The organism is Bacillus sp. CH_70 (genome assembly GCF_038007045.1).
Taxonomy (GTDB): Bacteria; Bacillota; Bacilli; order Bacillales; family Bacillaceae_G; genus Bacillus_A; species Bacillus_A cereus.
The window spans coordinates 4,708,042-4,729,096 of record NZ_JBBOWL010000001.1 but is presented as its reverse complement, the minus strand read 5'-3'; the positions used below and the strand labels follow the sequence as shown (position 1 = coordinate 4,729,096).

The window sequence follows — 21,055 nt, the reverse complement described above, 5'->3', positions numbered from 1 at the left end:
CTAAAAAATGGTAAAAATTCTATTGTATGTATGAATAGGTTAGGGAGTATGTTAAGATTTTTATGTATCCTTTAACTGTTATATAAACCTATACAGTAGAGCGTTTTTACTATATTAAAAAATGGTAAAGGTTTGTATAAGTGTCCGATATATATGCTATTTTTGATAAATTAAAATAGTAATATTCTATGAGATTTATATTGTTGAAATTGGGATTTCAACGATACATTTTCGTAGGGCGGATTGTTGCGAGTGGATATATATTGCTATGTATACGGCTACGAAATTAAGTAGACGGATAGCAAGTATATAGAAAGGAGAAAGGTAGAAAATATGAAGCAAGTATTGAAGTGTTTTAATGTCGTAACGATGATCACACTTCTCCTATCCATCATATTGCCTTCACCCAGTGCTTTTGCTACAGAGATAAATAAAAAAAGCTGGGATGAGTTACAAGGAAATGATGTGAAAATTAAGGCAGAGCAAGTAAATGCTGAAATATATAAGGGAGAAGTAGCGGAGAGGGAGCACGTATTTCAATATACGATTGAAAATACGGGAGCTACACCAATTCAAGAATTGGTGCTTAAACAAAATAATGAAAATGAAATTACGTTCCCTTCGCAATCTGTGAAAGTAAACGGAGAGAAGTTACCTGAAAATAAGGTAGCGGATTTCTATGTAGAGGAAAAAGATAAGGGAGGAAAGGTTCTTTCTTCTAATCTTAAAATTAAAGATTTAAAATCACATGAAAAAATGACTGTGTTAATAAAAGCTCGTCGTGCACAACATTTTAATAAAGAGTATAAGCAAAAAATTAGTGTGCAAAAGGATCAACTACAAATAGGAAACATGTCTGTAGATGTTGAAGGGATTCCTTCTGAAGACAAGGTTGAAGCTAATACCGATGATGAGGCTGACAGTAGTAAGAAAGAAATCGGATCACCAGCTGATGCTAAATCAAAAGAAGTGGATGGAAAATTAAAAGTATCTGCAGGAGATAAAAATAAACCTACAGCGAACACGGAACTAGTGAAGCAGCCAGTAGATAAAGATGAGAAGAAACTAGAAAAAGAAGCGGAAAATCAGAGCGATGCAAAAGTACAAGCTGCATCAGAGAATGCTTCGAAGGTTCAAATGCAAACAGGGGATAAGCAAGGATTTGGAGATCCACTGTATTCTACAATTACTGCTGGTAATTTAGTACAGACTGGCAATGTAACACTTGGTTTGACGACTGATCATTATGGCAGACAAAGTATGGGTTATAAAACGAATAAAATGACTGTGGACGTTGATAACGATGATAGTACTTTTAATTCGTCAACAGGTGCATTTCCTAATATTCCTGCCGGAAGTAAAGTGAAAAAGGCTTACTTATTCTGGACAGCAGCAATGGGGTTACCAGGAAATATTGCTGATAGAAAGGTTACCGAGGATCAAGTAAGACAACCAGTCAAAATGAAAATGGGAAATAAAGAATATGCAGATGTAACTGCTGATAGCATACGAAAAGCGGATTACCTACCTTATATTTCTAATTACTCAGGTAGTGGCGCAGGATATGTTGCGTATGCAGATGTAACAAATGTAATTGCACAGCAAGGGATTTCACAAACGTTGACAGTTGCAAATGTGCCACAAATTAAAGATGTAACAGGTGGCGGCTATTACTGGGGTAACTGGAATCTTATATTAGTTTATGAAAACTATAAAGAAACAGTAAAAGACATGAAGATTTGGGAAGGGCTAGTCTCTCAAAAAAGTACAGCCTGGACAGATATTAGTGTTAATAAAATAAACACACCAAAAGAAGGTGCTTTTAAGGCGAAATTTAGTTATTTTTCATCGCAAGGTGACCCAGCTGAGAAAGATGGATATGCATATGATTATGGAGAATATGATTTTGGTGCTGGATATATAAAGATAAAAAATATTAACGGTAAAGACAATGATGCGAATGATTCGTCTATGACAGAAGTACAAGTAGACGGTACTAACGAGTTTGTTACAAAAAAATATCCAGGATATAACCCGGATTGGACAAATTCATTCAGTACTGACATTCATACGTATCATCTTGAAGGACCGACTCAAGTAAAAAATGATTTAAAAGAAGCAAAAATGCGTTTTAGAGCAAATGGTGGCGGTGGTGATATTTACGTATTAAATAACGCTACATTCGTTACAGAACATAATGCTCCAAACTTACAAGTTGATAAAAAGGCATTAGATAGTGCCGGTAAAGAAGTTAAGGAAATTAAATCTGGTGAAGAGTTTACGTATCAAATTGAAGTGAAAAATGATACGAAAAATAACCAAGCACCTGTATCTAATGTAAAAGGTTTTGATAAATTAGATAATCGTTTAGAGTATGTTCCGGGGTCTATACAATATATTTCTGGAAGTAATAAAGGAAATAAAACAGATAATGCAAGCGATGATGAAGCAGAGTTTGTAAATAATCAAATTGATTTCCGTATTGGTGAAGGGGCAGATGCTAAAGACGGCGGTGTTTTAAAACCTGGTGAAAGTGCCATTATTACATTTAAAGTAAAAGTGAAAGCTTCTGTACAATCAGATACAACAATAAAAAATATCGTTGCTGTAAAGGGAAAAGATAGTACCGAGGTAAATTATGAAACTACAGATGATGCAAATGTTACGGTTACGCTTCCGAAAGAAGTTCCGGGAGAAATAGAGGCAAGAAAAATAGCTTCTAATAAAACACCGAAGCTAGGTGACGAGGTAGAGTATCGTATTACATTTAAAAATAAGACAAAAGATGGACGTCTAGATGTATTGACAATTGAAGACGAATTACCAAGTAGTCTTGAATACGTGAAAGATAGCTTGAAAGCAGAAGGTGCAAAACCAGAGCCAGTAGAGCTGAAGTTTGAAAATGGTAAAGTAATGGCAAAGTATCCAGAAATTATGGATATGGAAGAAAGAAGTATCGTCTTTAAAACAAAAGTAAAAGAAACTGCAAAAATTGGTGAAGAAATTGTTAATAAAGCAACCGTTAGTGATAAAACAAATCCACCACAGGATTTAGAAGAGAAGATTACACCACACCATAAGGCCGGTAAAATTGCTGCAAAGAAAAAAGCAACAAATAAAAAGCCGAAGCTAGGAGAAGAAGTTGAATATCAAATTAGCTTCAAAAATACGGTGGAAAACGGAAAACTAGATGCAGTTACAATAGAAGATGAAATTCCATCTAACTTAGAATTTGTTCAAGGTAGTGAGAGAGCTGAAGGTGCTGAACCAAATCCAGTAGAGTTAAAAGTAGAAAATGGTAAGGTAATCGCAAAATATCCAGAGATTACGGATACAAAAGAGCGAAGCATTTCCTTTAAAGTGAAAGTAAAAGAAGAGGCAAAAGCCGGAGAAACGATTGTTAATAAAGCGGTTGTGAGTGAGCCAAATGGACAAACTGAGCATCCAGAAGAAAAGATTACGCCGGATTATAAATACGGTAAAGTGGATGTTGAAAAAAGCGTAACGAATCAAACACCAAAACTAGGAGAAGAAGTGGAATACCGAATTACATTTTATAATACGGTAGAAAACGGAAAACTAGAAAAGGTGCTAGTAGAAGATACACTACCTAAAGGTGTTGAATACGTGAAAGATAGTTTGAAAGCTGAAGGTATAAAACCAGAGCCAGTAGAACTAAAAGTGGAAGACGGCAAAGTAATGGCAAAGTATCCAGAAATTACGGATACAGAAAAAAGAAGTATTGTCTTTAAAGTGAAAGTAAAAGATTCGGCAAAAGTAGGGGAGGCGATTGTAAATAAAGCAATTGCAAAAGATCCGAAAAATGAGCCTGCTGAATCGAAGGTTGTTATTACACCACAAAGTAAAAAAGGTGAAATTGCTGCTACAAAGGTAGTTAATAATAAGAAACCGAAGCTAGGCGAGGAAATCGAGTACCGCATTAGTTTTCATAATACGGTTGAGAACGGAAAACTAGAAGAGGTGCGAGTGGAAGATACAATTCCAAAAGGTCTTGAATATGTAGAAAATAGTATCAAGGCCGAAGGAGAAGCACCTGAACCAGTAGAATTAGCTGTTGAAAATGGAATAGTCAAAGCTAAGTATATCGATATTATGGATATGAAAGAAAGAAGTATCGTCTTTAAAGTAAAGGTGAAGGAAGAAGCAAAAGTAGATAAAGAGATTGTCAATAAAGCAATTGTTGATGATACGAAAAATCCACCGATTGAGCCGGAAGAAAGAATTACTCCGCAATATAAGGGTGGAATAATTGATTCGAAGAAGACAGTAGATAATCCATCACCAAAACTAGGAGAAGAAGTAGAATACCGAATTAGCTTTAAAAATACGGTAGAAAACGGAAAACTAGAAAAGGTAACGATAGAGGATACAATTCCTAACGGTTTAGAGTATGTAAAAGGCAGTGAAAAGGCTGAAGGTGATAAACCAGCTCCATTAAAGTTAAGTGTGAAAGATGGAAAAGTCATTGCTGAATACGACAATATTACAGATATGAAAGAAAGAAGTATTGTCTTTAAGGTAAAGGTGAAGGAAGAAGCGGAAGTAGGTAAGGAAATCATCAATAAAGCAATTGTTGATGATATGAAGCATCCGAAAGAACCAGAAGCAAAAATCACACCATTACACAAAGATGGAAAAATTAAAGCGAAGAAAATCGTAAATAATGAAACACCGAAGTTAGGAGAAGAAGTAGAATACCGAATTAGTATGAAAAATACGGTTAAGTACGGAAAGCTAACAGACGTGATAATAGAGGATACTCTACCAGAAGGTTTAGAGTATGTAGAAAATAGTTTGAAAGCAGAAGGTGCCGGAACAGATTCAGTAGAGCTGAAATTTGAAAACGGTAAGGTAATGGCAAAATATCCAGAAATTATGGATACAGAAGAAAGAAGTATCGTTTTTAAAGTGAAAGTAAAAGAAGAAGTAACAGTTGGTAAAAAAATCATTAATAAAGCAACTATTGATGATTCACAAAACAAGCCAGTTAATCCGACAGCGGAAATTATTCCTCAGTATAAAGATGGAAAACTTGAAGCGAAAAAGATGGTAAATAATGAAACGCCGAAGTTAGGAGAAGAAGTGGAATACCGAATCAGCTTTAAAAATACGGTAGAACATGGAAAGCTAACAGAGGTAAAAATAGAAGATGATTTACCTAATGGATTAGAGTATGTGAAAGATAGTGTAAAAGCAGAAGGTTCTAAGCCAGATCCAGTGGAATTGAAATTTGAAAACGGTAAGGTAATGGCAAAGTATCCTGAGATTACAGATACAAAAGAGAGAAGTATTACCTTTAAAGTGAAAGTAAAAGGTAAAGTGAGCGATTCAATTGTTAATGAAGCGATTGTGAGCGATACGAAACATCCGCCAGAAACACCGACAGCAGAAATTATTCCGCAACATAAAGACGGAAAAGTGAAAGCGAAGAAGACGGTAAATAATAAAACGCCGAAGTTAGGAGAAGAAGTAGAATACCGAATTAGTTTTAAAAACACGGTAGAAGATGGAAAACTAGCAGAGGTGAAAATAGAAGATACTTTACCCGAAGGTTTAGAGTACGTAGAAAGCAGTGTGAAAGCAGAAGGTTCTAAGCCGGATCCAGTAGAATTGAAAGTGGAAAATGGTAAGGTAATGGCGAAGTATCCAGAGATTACGGATACAGAAGAAAGAAGTATCACTTTTAAAGTGAAAGTAAAAGATGAAGTGAAAGTCGGTAAAAAAATCGTCAATAAAGCAATTATTGATGATACGAAAAATGAGCCAGAAACACCGACGGCAGAAATTACTCCACAGCATAAAGACGGAAAAGTGGAAGCGAAGAAGACGGTAAATAATGAAACGCCGAAGTTAGGAGAAGAAGTGGAATACCGAATTAGCTTTAAAAATACGGTAGAAAACGGAAAGCTAGCAGAGTTAAAAATAGAAGACGATTTACCAAATGGATTAGAGTATGTGAAAGATAGTTTACGAGCAGAAGGTTCTAAGCCAAATCCGGTAGAACTGAAAGTGAAAGATGGAAAAGTAATCGCAAAATATCCAGAAATTACGGATACAGAAGAAAGAAGTATCGTCTTTAAAGCGAAAGTAAAAGAAGAATTTAAGGTTGGTGAAGGCATTGTCAATAAAGTAGTTGTTGATGATACAAAAGATCCAACAACTTCAGAAGTAACAATTACGCCAGAATATAAAGACGGTAAGCTTAAAGCAGAGAAATTTGTAAACAATAAAAAACCGAAATTAGGAGAAGAAGTAGAATACCGAATTAGTTTTAAAAACACGGTAGAAAACGGAAAACTAGTAGAGGTTAAAGTAGAAGATGAAATTCCAGCTGGATTAGAGTACGTGGAGAACAGTTTACAAGCAGAAGGATCTAAGCCTAGTCCAGTAGAATTGAAATTTGAAAACGGTAAGGTAATGGCAAAGTATCTAGAAATTACCGATACAAAAGAAAGAAGTATTATCTTTAAAGTGAAAGTAAAAGAAGAGGTAGAAATAGGTAAGGAGATTGTTAATAAAGCAATCGTAGTAGATACAAAAAATAAGCCAGAAGAGCCTCATGTGGAAATTACTCCGCAATATAAAGATGGTAAAATTGCTGCGCAGAAAGTGGCAAATAATCATAAACCGAAACTAGGAGAAGAAGTAGAATATCGAATTAGTTTTAAAAATACGATAGAAAACGGGAAACTAGCAGAGGTAAATATAAAGGATGCCTTACCAAATGGTTTAGAGTATGTAGAAGGCAGCATCACAGCAGAAGGTTCTAAACCGAAACCAGTAGAGCTACAGGTGAAAAATAATAAAGTAATGGCAAAGTATCCAGAAATTACAGATACAGAGGAAAGAAGTATTGTCTTTAAAGCGAAGGTAAAAGAAAGCGCAAAAGTGGGAGAAGAAATCGTAAATGAGGCAATTGTAGATGATACAAAGAATCTACCAGAAGAGCCTTATGTACCGATTACACCACAATATAAAGATGGAAAAATTGAGGCCAGAAAAGAAGTAAGTAATCGTGAACCGAAGTTAGGTGAGGAAATCGAATATCGAATTATTTTTAATAATACGGTGAAAGATGGAAAACTAGTAGAGGTAAAGATAGAAGATAAAATTCCAGCTGGATTAGAGTTTGTAGAAGGAAGCGAAAAGGCTGAAGGTGAAGAGCCAAAACCAGTGGAGTTGAAAGTAGAAAATGGTAAGGTAATGGCAAAGTATTCAGAGATTATGGATACGAAAGAAAGAAGTATCGTCTTTAAAGTGAAGGTGAAAGATTCGGTTACAATAGGTAAGGACATTACAAATAAAGCGATTATCCACGTTGATGATCCGAACCACCCTATAACTGAACCGACAGCGAAAATTACACCGCAATATAAAGACGGTAAAATTGCTGCTCATAAAAAGGTGAATAATCATAAACCGAAGCTAGGTGAGGAAATCGAATACCGAATTTCATTTAATAATACGGTGAAAGATGGACAGCTGGCAGAAGTGAAAATTGAGGATGAAATTCCGTCTGGTTTAGAGTATGTGAAAAATAGTCTAAAAGCAGAAGGTGATAAGCCAGCCCCAGTAGAGTTGAAAGAAGAAGCTGGTAAGGTTAGTGCGAAGTATGAAAATATCACTGACATGAAAGAAAGAAGTATTATCTTTAAAGTGAAGGTGAAAGATTCTGTTGAAGTGGACAAAGCAATTGTAAATAAAGCAATTGTTGATGATACAAAAAATCCACCAGAGCGACCGGAAGTAGATATTACACCGCAGCATAAAGCTGGTAAATTTAAAGCTGATAAAAAGGTAAGCAAAAAAGATCCAAAGCTAGGAGAAGAAGTAGAGTACCGAATTAGTTTTAAAAATACGGTAGAAAACGGAAAACTAGCAGAAGTGAAAATTGAGGATCAATTACCAACTGGCTTAGAGTATGTGAAGGATAGTTTAAAATCAGAAGGTAATGAGCCAGCGCCAGTAGAGTTAAAAGAAGAAGCTGGTAAGGTTAGTGCGAAGTATGAAAATATTACTGATACAGCTGAGCGTAGTATTCGCTTTAAGGTAAAAGTAACGGAAGCAGTAAAAGTCGGTAAGAAAATCGTGAATACGGCAATTGTGGATGATGATAATCCGAAGAATCCGCCGCAAAAACCAGAAGCGATTATTACGCCGGAGTATAAGGACGGAAAACTAAAAGCTGAGAAAACAGTAAATAATCCAGCTCCAAAATTAGGAGAAGAAGTAGAGTATCGAATTACTTTCCGTAACGTAGTAGAGCATGGAAAAGTAGCGAAGGTGAAGATTAAGGATGAATTACCAACTGGCTTAGAGTTTGTAGAAGGTAGTGAAAGAGCCGAGGGAGAGAATCCGAAACCGTTGTATGTGAAAGTGAAAAACGGCACAGTACTCGCAGAATATCCAGAAATTACGGACATGAAAGAAAGAAGCATCGTCTTTAAAGTAAAAGTGAAAGATAAAGCTAAAATTGGCGAAGCGATTGTGAATACGGCGGTTGTGGATGATACAATAAACCCACCAGAGAAACCGAATGTCGCTATACAGCCTCAACATAAAGATGGTGCATTACAAGCAGAAAAAACAGTAAGTAATCATGAACCGAAGTTAGGAGAAGAAGTAGAATATCGAATTAGCTTTGAAAATACGGTAGAGAACGGAAAACTAACTGAGGTAAAGGTAGAAGATGAAATTCCAGCCGGTTTAGAATACGTACAGGATAGTATAAAGTCTGATGGGCCGGAACCAAATCCAGTAGAACTTAAAGTTGAGAATGGAAAAGTAACAGCAAAGTATCCAGAAATTACGGATACGAAAAAAAGAAGTATCATCTTTAAAGCGAAAGTACAAGAAACGGTACAAGTAGGAAAAGAAATTATAAACAAGGCGGCTGTGGATGATAATAATCCGACAAATCCACCGGTTGAGTCACTTGTACCAATTACACCGCAATATAAAGATGGGAAACTAGAGGCAAGGAAAGAAGTAAGTAATCATGAACCAAAGCTAGGGGAAGAAATCGAATATCGAATTACTTTTAACGGCATAGTAGATGGCGGGAAGTTAGTTGATGTAAAGATTGAAGATGAAATTCCGTCTGGTTTAGAGTATGTGAAAGATAGTCTGAAGGCTGTAGGTGATAAGCCTGTACCAACAGAACTTAAAGTTGAGAATGGAAAAGTAACAGTAAAGTATCCAGAAATTACGGATACGAAAGAAAGAAGTATCATCTTTAAAGTAAAGGTAAAAGAATCAGTAAAAGTTGGAGAGGAAATAACAAATAAAGCGATTATTCACGTAGATGATCCAAATCATCCAGTTATGGAACCGACAGCGACAATAAAGCCAGAATATAAAGATGGTAAGGTAAAAGCAACGAAGACAGTAAGTAATAAAGAACCGAAGCTAGGAGAAGAAATCGAATACCGAATTAGCTTTGAAAATACGGTAGAAAACGGAAAATTAGCTGAGGTAAAGATAGAAGATGAAATTCCAGCCGGTTTAGAGTACGTGCAAGATAGTATTCGATTTGAAGGGGCTGAACCAAATCCAGTAGAGTTAAAAATGGAGTTTGGAAAAGTAATAGCGAAGTATCTAGAAATTACAGATACGAAAGAACGTAGTATTATTTTTAAAGCGAAGGTAAAAGCAGCACCAAGTAAAGGGATAACAAATAGAGCGATAGTGGACGATAGAATAAATACACCACTTGAGCCTACAGTTACAATTTTACCGAAAACAAAAGAAGATTTTAAGATACCGGAAGATCCGAAAGAACCAGAAGTGAAACCGGAAGAGCCGAAAGAGCCGAAGGAGCCAGAAGTGAAACCGGAAGACCCGAAAGAGCCGAAGGAGCCAGAAGTGAAACCGGAAGATCCGAAAGAACCGAAGGAGCCAGAAGTGAAACCGGAAGATCCGAAAGAGCCGAAGGAGCCAGAAGTGAAACCGGAGGATCCGAAAGAACCGAAGGAGCCAGAAGTGAAACCGGAGGATCCGAAAGAACCAGAAGTGAAACCGGAAGATCCGAAAGAACCGAAGGAGCCAGAAGTGAAACCGGAAGAGCCGAAAGAGCCGAAGGAGCCAGAAGTGAAACCGGAAGATCCGAAAGAACCGAAGGAGCCAGAAGTGAAACCAGAGGATCCGAAAGAACCGAAGGAGCCAGAAGTGAAACCGGAGGATCCGAAAGAACCGAAGGAGCCAGAAGTGAAACCGGAGGATCCGAAAGAACCGAAGGAGCCAGAAGTGAAACCGGAAGAGCCGAAAGAGCCGAAGGAGCCAGAAGTGAAACCGGAAGATCCGAAAGATCTGAAGAAACCGGAAGTAAGACTGGAAAAGTTAAATAAAGACTCGCAAGTAAAAGTAGAAAAAGAATTACCGAAAACAGGGGCAGCACATCCATGGATGATGTCAGTTGGTGCGGGAATTTCATTCTTAGTTGGCGGAGTATTATTCGTATTAGGTAGAAGAAGAAAACAATAATTTTTGTAGACGAAAAGCACACTGAGTTCGATAGTTTATAGAATTCAGTGTGCTTTCGTGGTATATAAAATAAAAGCTCCTTCCGCGTATGGAAGGAGCTTTTATTTTTACATATTAAAACATGCTTGAGCTATGCATTGGTTGAAGTTTTGCATTTGGATCGAAGTAAGCTTTTGCATTGTTTACTGCTGTCGGTGCTTCGCCAAATCCACAAGCGATAAGTTTTACTTTTCCTTCATATGTACAAATGTCACCAGCAGCGTAAATGCCAGGAATATTTGTTTCCATTTTTGAATTCACAAGGATGCTATTTTTTTGTATATCTAAGCCCCAGTTTTTAATTGGGCCAAGAGAGGAAACGAAGCCGTAGTTTACAATTACATCATCAACATCGATGATAACTTTTTCTTCAGTTTTTACGTGCTGAAGAACGACTTGTTCAATTTTGTCATCACCAATGAGTTCAACTGGAACATACGGTGTACTTACTTCTGCACGAGAATTCATTAAGTTTTCGACGCTATGTTCATGTGCGCGGAATTTATCACGGCGATGAACGATTGTAACTTTGTCAGCAATCGGTTCTAACATCATCGTCCAGTCTACTGCTGAGTCGCCACCGCCAAATACTACGACGCGCTTGCCAGCAAATTTATTCATATCATCAACGAAATAATGTAAGTTTTTCTTTTCGTATTTTGCTGTACCTTCTAATTCTAAGCGGCGTGGTTGGAAAGCACCATTGCCGGCAGTAATAATGACTGATTTAGAATAGTGAGTTTGTTTATTCGTAACAAGTTTAAATATACCATCAGCTTGTTTTTCAAGCGTATCAACAGCTTCTTCTAAGCAAATGGTTGGATCAAATTTCTTCATTTGCTCTCTTAAGTTATCAACTAATTCTTGTGCGCGCACTTTTGGAAATCCAGCTACATCATAAATGTATTTTTCAGGGTAGAGTGCGGATAATTGTCCTCCAAGTTGAGGTAAGCTTTCAATGATTTTTACACTTGCTTGTCTCATCCCGCCATAAAATGCTGTGAATAGTCCTGTTGGACCACCACCAATAATTGTTATGTCGTAAACTTTTTGATTTTCTGCCACTTTCATTCCCCCTATAGATGGAATTTTGATATTGATTTCATATATTGTTCATATGTACACGAAAATCCTGCAAATGATGACACTTTCAAATAAATGATAGCATATTTGAGTTCATAATACTTCTGAAAACGACTGAATTGTGTGTAAGTTTTCGCATAGATGCTTTTTGTATTGTATAAAATATACAGAAAGGAAAATACATGAAAAAAAGGCTGAAAAACCCTTGAAAACGCTATGTTATTTTAAAATATTGATAATTCTCCAGAAGCTTGAATTCTGGAATAAAACCGACTAATATAGGGAAGTATTATGTTAAATTTCTATGACAAAATTCGTACGATTTTTTGACTGCGTTTTGTTATGATATAGAATGTGATAAATTCCACATTCTTGACAAATAGAGTTTTTAGTACTTGGTATTATTTCTCATTACTATTATATAAAGAAAAGGGTTGTGATTTGGTGAAGACTCCAAAAATCGTAGTTTTAGGTGCAGGTTATGGCGGGATGATTACGACTGTTCGTCTGCAAAAAGCATTATCTGTAAATGAAGCTGAAATTACGTTAGTAAACAACAACAGCTATCACTACCAAGCGACTTGGTTACACGAGAGCGCAGCTGGTACATTACAAGATGAAAAAATCTGTCTAGATATTCAAGACGTTATTGATACAAATAAAGTGAACTTTGTACAAGACACAGTAGTAGAAATTAAAGCTGCTGAAAAACGTATTATCTTAAAAGACGGCGAGTTAGAGTATGACTACTTAGTAATCGGTCTTGGTTTCGAATCAGAAACATTCGGAATTACAGGATTAAAAGAGCATGCATTCTCAATCGCTAACATTAATGCAACTCGTGAAATTCGTGAGCATATGGAAGCTAGTTTCGCTAAATATGCAGCTGAAAAGCGCGATGAGTTAGTAACAATCGTTGTTGGTGGTGCTGGATTTACTGGTATCGAGTACGTAGGTGAGCTTGCAAACCGTGTTCCTGAACTTTGCAAACAGTACAATGTACCACGTGAAAAAGCACGTATCATCTGTGTAGAAGCTGCTCCAACAGCACTTCCAGGTTTCGATCCAGCATTAGTAGAATATGCTGTAAAACAACTTGAGAAAAAAGGCGTAGAATTCCGCATCGGTACAGCAATTAAAGAAGCAACTGAAGAAGGTATTATTGTTGCAAATGGTGATGATACTGAATTAATTAAGTCTGAAACAGTAGTTTGGGCTGCAGGTGTTCGTGGTAATGGTATTGTGGAAGAGTCTGGCTTTGAAGCAATGCGCGGACGTGTAAAAGTTGATGAGTACATGCACGCTCCAGGATACGAAGAGGTATTCATGGTTGGTGATGCAGCGTTAATCATTAACGAAGAAATTAACCGTCCTTACCCACCAACAGCACAAATTGCAATTCAACAAGGTTACAATATTGCACACAACTTAACTGTATTAGTTCGTGGCAAGGGCGAAATGAAAAAATTCGCATTCGATAATAAAGGATCTGTATGTTCTTTAGGTCATGACGATGCAATGGGCGTTGTTATGGGTAAAAAGTTAACAGGTTGGAAAGCTTCCTTCATGAAGAAAGTAATCGATAACCGCTACTTATTCTTATTAGGTGGACCTTTATTAGTTCTTAAAAAAGGTAAATTAAAGTTCTTTTAATATATAGTAGAAAAAGCAGAAACGGCGAAGCGCCGTTTCTGCTTTTTTTTCATATAATACATGTTTTCGATATAACAATAGAAAGATGGGAGAAATGTTTTATTTGAACATTGCCTTATCATGAAATGGATGAATCCAATGTTTTATTTTCTTCATAATTACATTTCTGCATCTTGATATTTTTTTGTTAACAGTATATCGACAAAATGGGTTTTTTCACTTTTTGAAAAAAGGAAATTTCACAGCGAATTAAAAAGTATAGTATAATATATAGAAAAGAAAGAATATTCTGTCCGTTCGGATGGAGGAGGATGCATCATGGGGAAGCGCGGGAAAGTATGGTTAGCTGTTAGTGGCTTAGTAGCTACAAAAGATGGCAGGTGGCTATTCGTTAAGAAGAAATACAGTGGATTAAAAGGGAAATGGTCTTTACCGGCTGGTTTTGTAAATGAAGGTGAGACAGTTGATGAAGCTGTGAAACGCGAAGTGTTAGAAGAGACAGGCATTGTCGCTCATGTGAAGGGGATCATTGGTGTTCGATCGGGTGTTATTCGTGATGAAATTAGTGATAATATGATTATTTTCCTTTTGGAGCCTGAAGGAGAAAATATTATTGTACAGGAGAAAGAATTGTCTGAAGTGGCGTTCTTACATCCAGATAAGATTGCGGACGATCCGAATACGTCTGTACTTATTAAATATTTGTTAGAAGGAAGATCAGAACTACATCTTGAAGTGGACAAAACATTAAATCCAGGAGAACCATTTGGTTATACAGCCTATCACGTATTTACGGCACGTGCGAAGGAGAGGGAGAAAGAGTGAGTATACCGGTACTACTTATTTCAATGATGTTATTTTTTATTTTGTTCTTTGGAATTGGATTTTTACTCAACATGATTTTGCGAGCTACTTGGGTAATGGTTATTGTGTATCCGATTGTTTGTATGCTTATTATTAATAAAGCGAGTATGTGGGATTATTTTTCAAAACCGAAAGAAACATTTTCTTCATTTGGGACAAGTGTATCGCACTTAGGACAAGCAGACGTGTTTATTCTATCTACTGGATTAGTAGGGGCTGCTTTAGCAGGAGTCGTGATCAAGAAACTTCGGAAAAGCGGATATCAAATGTTTTAATCTCCAACTAAGTTGGAGATTATTTTTTGCATATTCCTTCATCGTATAGGGAATGATTAACGATGAAGGAGTGTGGAATATAAAAATGTTAAAACGATATTGTATTCGCATTATGATGACTTGTTTACTTGCATTTGCATTATGCGTAACATGGAAGGCTTTCACTGGAGTTTCTTTATTAGAGATTGTAAAGACATATGAAGGAATGAGTGCAAAAGAAGTACATGCAGCAGAAGTTAAGAGAAATGTTGCTCCGAGTAAAGAAGTGATAAATGCTTTAGAGCAGGCAAACGACTGGTCTAAATATCGTTCAATTGAAATGACTGCAACAGGTTATACATCGGGGATTGAGTCAACAGGTAAGAGGCCAGGGCATCCAGAGTATGGTATTACATATTCAGGTGTTAAAGTGAAAAGGGATTTATATTCCACAATTGCTGCGGACTTACGCGTATTCCCGATTGGAACGATTCTCTTCGTGCCAGGTTACGGGTATGGTGTAGTAGCTGATAAGGGCGGAGCAATAAAAGGAAACCGTCTTGATTTATATTATGATACGGTGAAAGATGTTTATAGCCAATGGGGTAAGAAAAAAGTAAATGTGTATGTAGTAAAAGTAGGAAAAGGTAAGTTTACAGAAGAAGAGTTAACGATGTTAAATCAAGACGAAACGATGCAAGTGTTTCGTGGTCAATATTTAAAGCAAAGATAGTCTAGTCGTAATTACGCTAGACTTTTTTTCTTGGCTTATTTCATAATAGAGGAGATTTTACACGTCATATAACTGTAGTTAGAATTGTCGCATTTTATCGAAAATAAAGTTATAATGGTGGTAGAGAAATTTAGGGGGTCTGAACATGTTTCAAGTACAAAAAGAATTAGCAGGTCACGAAGCAGTAATTGTCGCTTTATTTGAAGAAGAGAAAATGAGTAGTTTTGTACAAGAACTGGACAAAGCGTTTGAAGGACAATTACAAGTTTTACTAGAAGAGAAAGAATTATCTACGAAGAAAAAGGCCATTTCGAAAGTACATAGCTTAGGAAAAACAAATGTGAAACGGTATTACTTTGTTGGTTTAGGCAAGAAAGATTCTTGCACGACAGAAACGTTACGTGCGGCTCTTGGTAAGGCATTTAAAACACTACAAGCAGCAAAAGTACAAGATGCAGCAATCTTACTTGATTCTTTCGTAACAGAGAAATTAGACGCGATTGATGTCGCTCATATTGCAGCAGAGGTACAAGGCCTTGGTACATATGAATTACAAACGTATAAATCAGATAAAAAGGATCGTGTAGAGTTAGAGAAGTTCACGGCTATTACAGCGGAAGATGCACAAGAAATTGAAGCCGCATTAACAGTTGGCTACGTACATGGACGTGCAACAAATTCAGCTCGTACACTTGTAAATATGCCGCCAAACGTATTAACAGCGACAAAGCTTGCTGAGTATGCTGTTGAGTTAGCGGAGAAGTATGATATGGACTATAAAGTTCTTGAAAAAGAAGAGATGGAAGATCTTGGTATGGGTGCGTTACTTGCAGTAAACCAAGGTAGTACAGAGCCACCCAAAATGATTGCTCTTATTTATAAAGGAAAAGAAGAGTGGACAGATGTCATTGGATTCGTTGGAAAAGGTATTACATACGATACAGGTGGTTATTCTTTAAAACCACGTGAAGGCATGGTTGGTATGAAAGGTGATATGGGCGGTGCAGCTGCTGTATTAGGTGCGATGGAAATTATCGGAGAACTGCGCCCAGAACAAAATGTGATCGCTGTTATTCCTTCAACAGATAACGTTGTAAGTGGTACGGCATTTAAGCCAGACGATGTAATCACATCTATGAGTGGAAAAACAATTGAAGTATTAAATACGGATGCAGAAGGTCGTCTAGCTTTAGCTGATGGTATTACGTATGCGAAAAAACTTGGCGCAAACTACCTTGTTGATGTTGCAACATTAACAGGCGGTGTAATTGTTGCACTTGGAAACCATACGACAGGCGCAATGACAAATAATGAAGAGTTGTTTGAGCAAGTACTAGAGGCTTCTATGGAAACAGATGAACCAATTTGGCAACTACCGATTTTTGATCGTGATAAAGAACGTGTGAGAAACAGTAAGTTTGCTGATTTAAATAACTCACCAGGCCGTGAAGGACATGCGGTTATGGCAGGTACATTCCTAGGCGAATTCGCTGAAGATACACCGTGGGTACACTTAGATATCGCTGGAACATCAGAAACAAAAGGCGCGCACGACTTAGGTCCAGCTGGAGCAACTGGTGCAATGGTACGTACACTTGCAACACTTGTGGAGCGTTTCGGAGAAGAATAAGAGTATAAGTGAAGACTGTTCCAATATTTTGGAACAGTCTTCTTTTTTATAGGTTTGTTTATCCCGCTATTTGCCGGACAGTAAGACCCTAACCTCAAAATTTAGTGGAAGCAAAGAAGTGAGGTGGGGTTGCCCGTAAACGCTCAATTGGTGAGGGCTGATTAAAGTTTCACTTTATAAAGAAATTGTATACAAAATCCCATTTAAAGCAAAAGAAGTACGGCCCGTTTCTTCAGAGACAACTAATATAAGTGCATCACTCTTTTCTGATAAGCCTATTGCAGCTCTGTGACGCGTTCCTAGCTCAGAATCAACTTCTGTACTTTTCGTTAAAGGAAGAATATTAGCAGCTGAGACTATATGATTATTTTTTACGAGAACGGCACCGTCATGAAGAGGGTTACCTGGGTAAAATATTGATTCGAGTAATGGCGCAGTTAAATGAGCGTTTAATGTCGTTCCAGTTTGAATGAAAGCTTCAAGCGTTTCATTTCGTTCCACAACGATAAGAGCACCATGTTTTCTAGCGCTTAAATGTTGGATAGCTGTCGTAATAAAAGATGAACTTTCCGTATAAGGTGATAAATATGCCTGAATATAGTATGTAGCTGCCAATGTTTGTACATTTGCCAACATATGATGAATATCTTCCATTTTGCATAAAATACATTCATCTTCTTTATCGATTGCGTTTCTCATAATCGATAGTTCTCTTTCAGCAATTTCAATCATTTGCTTTGTTTGTATTTTGAGCTCTTCTGACAAGCCCCATTCTTGCATAATCCTCATTCCCTTTAGTGGAGTATTTAACAATAGTGTATACAAATATTCCTAGTAAAATCCTGCTAGATTTTATAAAATATTGAGATACAGCATATTTTTTTCATATAATAAAGATATGACAAGCGGGAGGAGAGAGAAGAATGAATTGGAAACAAGAATTTAGTCGCTGGCTTTCTTACGCACAATTAGATGCAGAATTAAAAGAACAGCTAGAAAATATGAAGCAAGATGAGAAGAAAATCGAGGATAGCTTTTATAAAAATCTAGAGTTTGGCACAGGTGGTATGCGTGGTGAACTTGGTGCTGGTACGAACCGTTTAAACGTATATACAGTTCGTAAAGCAACAAAAGGATTAGCAAGCTTTATTGAAAAGTTAGGTGAGGAAGCGAAAAAACGAGGTGTTGTTGTAGCCTATGATTCTCGACATAAATCACCTGAATTCGCAATGGAGGTCGCTGCAACACTTGGCGCACGCGGTATCACAACATATGTGTTTGAAAGCTTACGTCCAACGCCAGTGCTTTCTTTCGCAGTTCGTCATTTACATACAGTAAGTGGAATCGTCCTTACGGCAAGCCATAATCCGCCTGAATATAACGGATATAAAGTATACGGTGAAGACGGTGGACAGTTGCCTCCAAAAGAGGCAGATGAGTTAATTAGCTACGTAAACGCAGTAGAAGATGAATTAACAGTTGAAGTCGCTGATTTAGAGCAATTAAAAGCTGACGGTTTATTACATATTATTGGACAAGAAGTAGATGATGCATATGCTGCAGAATTGAACAATGTTATCATTAATAAAGAAATGGTACAAAAGGTTGGTAAAGACTTAAAAATCGTCTTTACACCATTACACGGAACATCAAATATTTCTGTACGCCGTGGTTTAAAAGAAGTTGGATTTACAGATGTAACAGTTGTAAAAGAGCAAGAGTTACCAGATCCAAACTTCTCTACAGTAAAATCACCGAACCCAGAAGAGCACGCAGCGTTTGAGTATGCAATTCGTGACGGTGAAAAGGTAGGCGCAGATGTATTAATCGCAACTGATCCTGACGCAGATCGCCTTGGTGTAGCAGTTCGTAATCATAATGGTGAGTTCCAAGTATTAACAGGTAACCAAACAGGTGCATTAATGCTTGATTACTTACTATCTCAAAAGAAAGAAAACGGAACGCTTCCAGAGAACGGTGTCGTATTAAAAACAATCGTAACGTCTGAAATTGGTCGTACAATTGCAAAAGCATACGGTTTAGATACAATTGATACGTTAACTGGATTTAAATTTATCGGTGAGAAAATTAGACAGTATGAAGAAAGCGGACAATACGAATTCCAATTCGGTTATGAGGAAAGCTATGGTTATTTAATCCGTCCATTCTGCCGTGATAAAGATGCAGTACAATCTGTCCTATTTGCATGTGAAGTAGCTGCATACTACAAATCACAAGGGAAAACGTTATATGATGGTCTATTAGAAGTATTTGAGAAATACGGATTCTTCCGTGAAGACCTTGTATCGTTAACGTTAAAAGGAAAAGATGGAGCGGAACAAATCCAAGAGATGATGGCGACGTTCCGTGAGAATCCTCCGAAAGAAGTAGCGGGCTTAACAGTCGTAGCAGTTGAAGACTATAAAGCAAGCATTGTTACATCTTTACAAGATGGACATAAAGAAGAGATTCACTTACCGAAATCAAATGTGTTAAAATATCAATTAGAGGATGGTTCATGGTTCTGCCTACGTCCATCTGGAACTGAACCGAAGATTAAGTTCTACTTTGGTGTAAAAGATAGTTCTTTACAAAATAGTGAACAAAAGTTACTTACTATTAAAGAAGATATTATGAATCGTTTATAATATAAAGTAATTTTAAGTAGTAGGGAACAAAAGGGAGCGAAATCTCCCTTTTGTTTTATGTAAGGAAATGATCGTTATTGATTCTGACAGAAGAGAGGGTATTTTGTGATGAAAAAAGTAAGAAAAGCCATAATCCCAGCAGCTGGATTGGGAACACGTTTTTTACCAGCAACAAAAGCAATGCCGAAAGAAATGTTGCCGATAGTAGATAAACCAACTATCCAATACATCGTAGAAGAAGCAATACAATCAGGAATCGAAGACATTATTATCGTTACTGGTAAAACAAAGCGCTCTATTGAAGATCATTTTGATAATGCATTTGAGTTAGAGCAAAACTTATTAGAAAAGAAAAAGTATGAGTTACTTGAAAAAGTACAGGCTTCTTCAAAAATGGTAGATATTCATTATATTCGTCAAAAAGAACCAAGAGGATTAGGACACGCTGTTTGGTGTGCACGTAAATTCATCGGTGATGAGCCATTTGCTGTTTTATTAGGCGATGATATCGTTCAAGCTGAAAAACCATGCTTACGTCAATTAATCGAAGAATATGATAAAACGCTTTCTTCTGTTATTGGTGTACAAACGGTTCCAGAAAATGAAACACACCGCTACGGAATTATTGATCCATTAGAACAAGAAGGTCGTCGTTACCAAGTTCGCAATTTCGTTGAGAAACCAGCACAAGGTACAGCACCTTCAAACTTAGCGATTATGGGCCGTTACATTTTAACGCCTGAAATCTTTATGTTCTTAGAGCAGCAACATGTCGGTGCTGGTGGTGAAATTCAGTTAACAGATGCAATCCAAAGCTTAAATGAAATCCAACGTGTATTTGCTTACGATTTCGAAGGAAAGCGCTACGACGTAGGTGAAAAGCTAGGATTTGTTCAAACGACAATCGAAATGGCCCTGCAACACCCAGAATTACGTGATGACATGGTTGTAATGATGAAGAAAATTTTAGAAGAACAAGTGAATCAAGAGTCTTAATATAAAAAAAGAGTTATTGCAGCAAGCTGCAATAACTCTTTTTTATTATGAAATCGTCGAATGAGAATGCTGATAAGCAGAACGACGCACAGCATAGTATATGCGAGGGGCGATAATAGCACCGATAATTGTAAATACAATATCTTTTACTGCAAACCACATCATAATCATCCAAGCAGCTTTATAGCTCATATTACCGCCCATAAAGAGATTGACTGCCCCGTACATGTAAGTAGTACCGATTATATAAGTTAAAATAATTCCTGTGAAAGAGGCAATCGCGAATGTAATGAATGTTGGTCTTTCTTTTTGTTCTACTAGTTTCCCCGATACGTAAGCAACGATAATAAATGCGATAATAAAACCACCAGTAGGATCTAAAAGTGCTCCAAATCCAGCCTTGAAGTTAGCGAAAATTGGTGCGCCGGCTACGCCAACGAGCATATAAACAGTCATGGATAAAGCACCAAGTCTACTTCCAAGAAGAAGACCTGCTAAAATTGCGAAAAATGGTTGCATAGATAATGGGATACCTGCTACTTGAAGGAATGGTGCCCAAGATACAATATTTGCACCGATGGCCATAAGAGCAACGAACATGGCAGCTAATGCTAAATCTAAAACATGTAATCTTCTCATAATGTTAACCTCC

General features: G+C 37.0%; 11 protein-coding genes. 8 read left to right on the top strand and 3 right to left on the bottom strand.

What is annotated here, in order from left to right; genetic code table 11:
• Positions 1 to 333: 333 nt before the first annotated feature.
• Complete coding sequence (locus tag N2V79_RS24245; protein ID WP_340720274.1) at positions 334 to 10,503, top strand: isopeptide-forming domain-containing fimbrial protein; 10,170 nt, start codon at positions 334 to 336, stop codon at positions 10,501 to 10,503.
• A gap of 114 nt (positions 10,504 to 10,617) precedes the next feature.
• Here N2V79_RS24245 and N2V79_RS24240 read toward each other — a convergent pair whose 3' ends face one another.
• Positions 10,618 to 11,607, bottom strand: coding sequence for an NAD(P)/FAD-dependent oxidoreductase (locus N2V79_RS24240; protein WP_340720273.1), 990 nt, complete (start codon positions 11,605 to 11,607; stop codon positions 10,618 to 10,620).
• A gap of 462 nt (positions 11,608 to 12,069) precedes the next feature.
• Here N2V79_RS24240 and N2V79_RS24235 point away from each other — a divergent pair, with 462 nt between their 5' ends.
• The 5 genes from N2V79_RS24235 (at position 12,070) to pepA (ending at position 16,759) form a co-directional block, all read left to right on the top strand.
• Positions 12,070 to 13,278, top strand: coding sequence for an NAD(P)/FAD-dependent oxidoreductase (locus N2V79_RS24235; RefSeq protein ID WP_139213308.1), 1,209 nt, complete (start codon positions 12,070 to 12,072; stop codon positions 13,276 to 13,278).
• A 318-nt stretch (positions 13,279 to 13,596) separates the two neighbouring features.
• Positions 13,597 to 14,103, top strand: coding sequence for an NUDIX hydrolase (locus N2V79_RS24230; RefSeq protein WP_000517993.1), 507 nt, complete (start codon positions 13,597 to 13,599; stop codon positions 14,101 to 14,103).
• Positions 14,100 to 14,417 carry a YuiB family protein gene (locus tag N2V79_RS24225; RefSeq protein WP_000027016.1) on the top strand — a complete coding sequence of 106 codons (318 nt, stop codon included), beginning with the start codon at positions 14,100 to 14,102 and terminating at the stop codon, positions 14,415 to 14,417. The genes N2V79_RS24230 and N2V79_RS24225 overlap by 4 nt, the downstream gene beginning before the upstream one ends.
• 85 nt (positions 14,418 to 14,502) lie before the next feature.
• A complete protein-coding gene (locus tag N2V79_RS24220; RefSeq protein WP_002094181.1) occupies positions 14,503 to 15,129 on the top strand; it encodes a 3D domain-containing protein in 627 nt (208 codons plus the stop codon).
• A gap of 145 nt (positions 15,130 to 15,274) precedes the next feature.
• Positions 15,275 to 16,759, top strand: coding sequence for a cytosol aminopeptidase (pepA, locus tag N2V79_RS24215; RefSeq protein WP_053563448.1), 1,485 nt, complete (start codon positions 15,275 to 15,277; stop codon positions 16,757 to 16,759).
• Between the two features lie 174 nt (positions 16,760 to 16,933).
• Here the strand turns inward: pepA and cdaS are convergent, their stop codons facing one another.
• On the bottom strand, positions 16,934 to 17,539 hold the full coding sequence (cdaS, locus tag N2V79_RS24210) for a sporulation-specific diadenylate cyclase CdaS (RefSeq protein WP_001158743.1): 606 nt from the start codon (positions 17,537 to 17,539) through the stop codon (positions 16,934 to 16,936).
• A 143-nt stretch (positions 17,540 to 17,682) separates the two neighbouring features.
• On the opposite strand from cdaS, the gene N2V79_RS24205 reads away from it, so the two are divergent.
• Entirely contained in the window at positions 17,683 to 19,407 is a 1,725-nt protein-coding gene (locus N2V79_RS24205) for a phospho-sugar mutase (protein WP_340720272.1), read from the top strand.
• 108 nt (positions 19,408 to 19,515) lie between these two features.
• Entirely contained in the window at positions 19,516 to 20,403 is an 888-nt protein-coding gene (galU, locus tag N2V79_RS24200; RefSeq protein WP_000757815.1) for a UTP--glucose-1-phosphate uridylyltransferase GalU, read from the top strand.
• A gap of 45 nt (positions 20,404 to 20,448) precedes the next feature.
• Here the strand turns inward: galU and N2V79_RS24195 are convergent, their stop codons facing one another.
• Positions 20,449 to 21,042, bottom strand: coding sequence for a biotin transporter BioY (locus tag N2V79_RS24195; protein WP_001253381.1), 594 nt, complete (start codon positions 21,040 to 21,042; stop codon positions 20,449 to 20,451).
• Between the last annotated feature and the right edge of the window lie 13 nt (positions 21,043 to 21,055).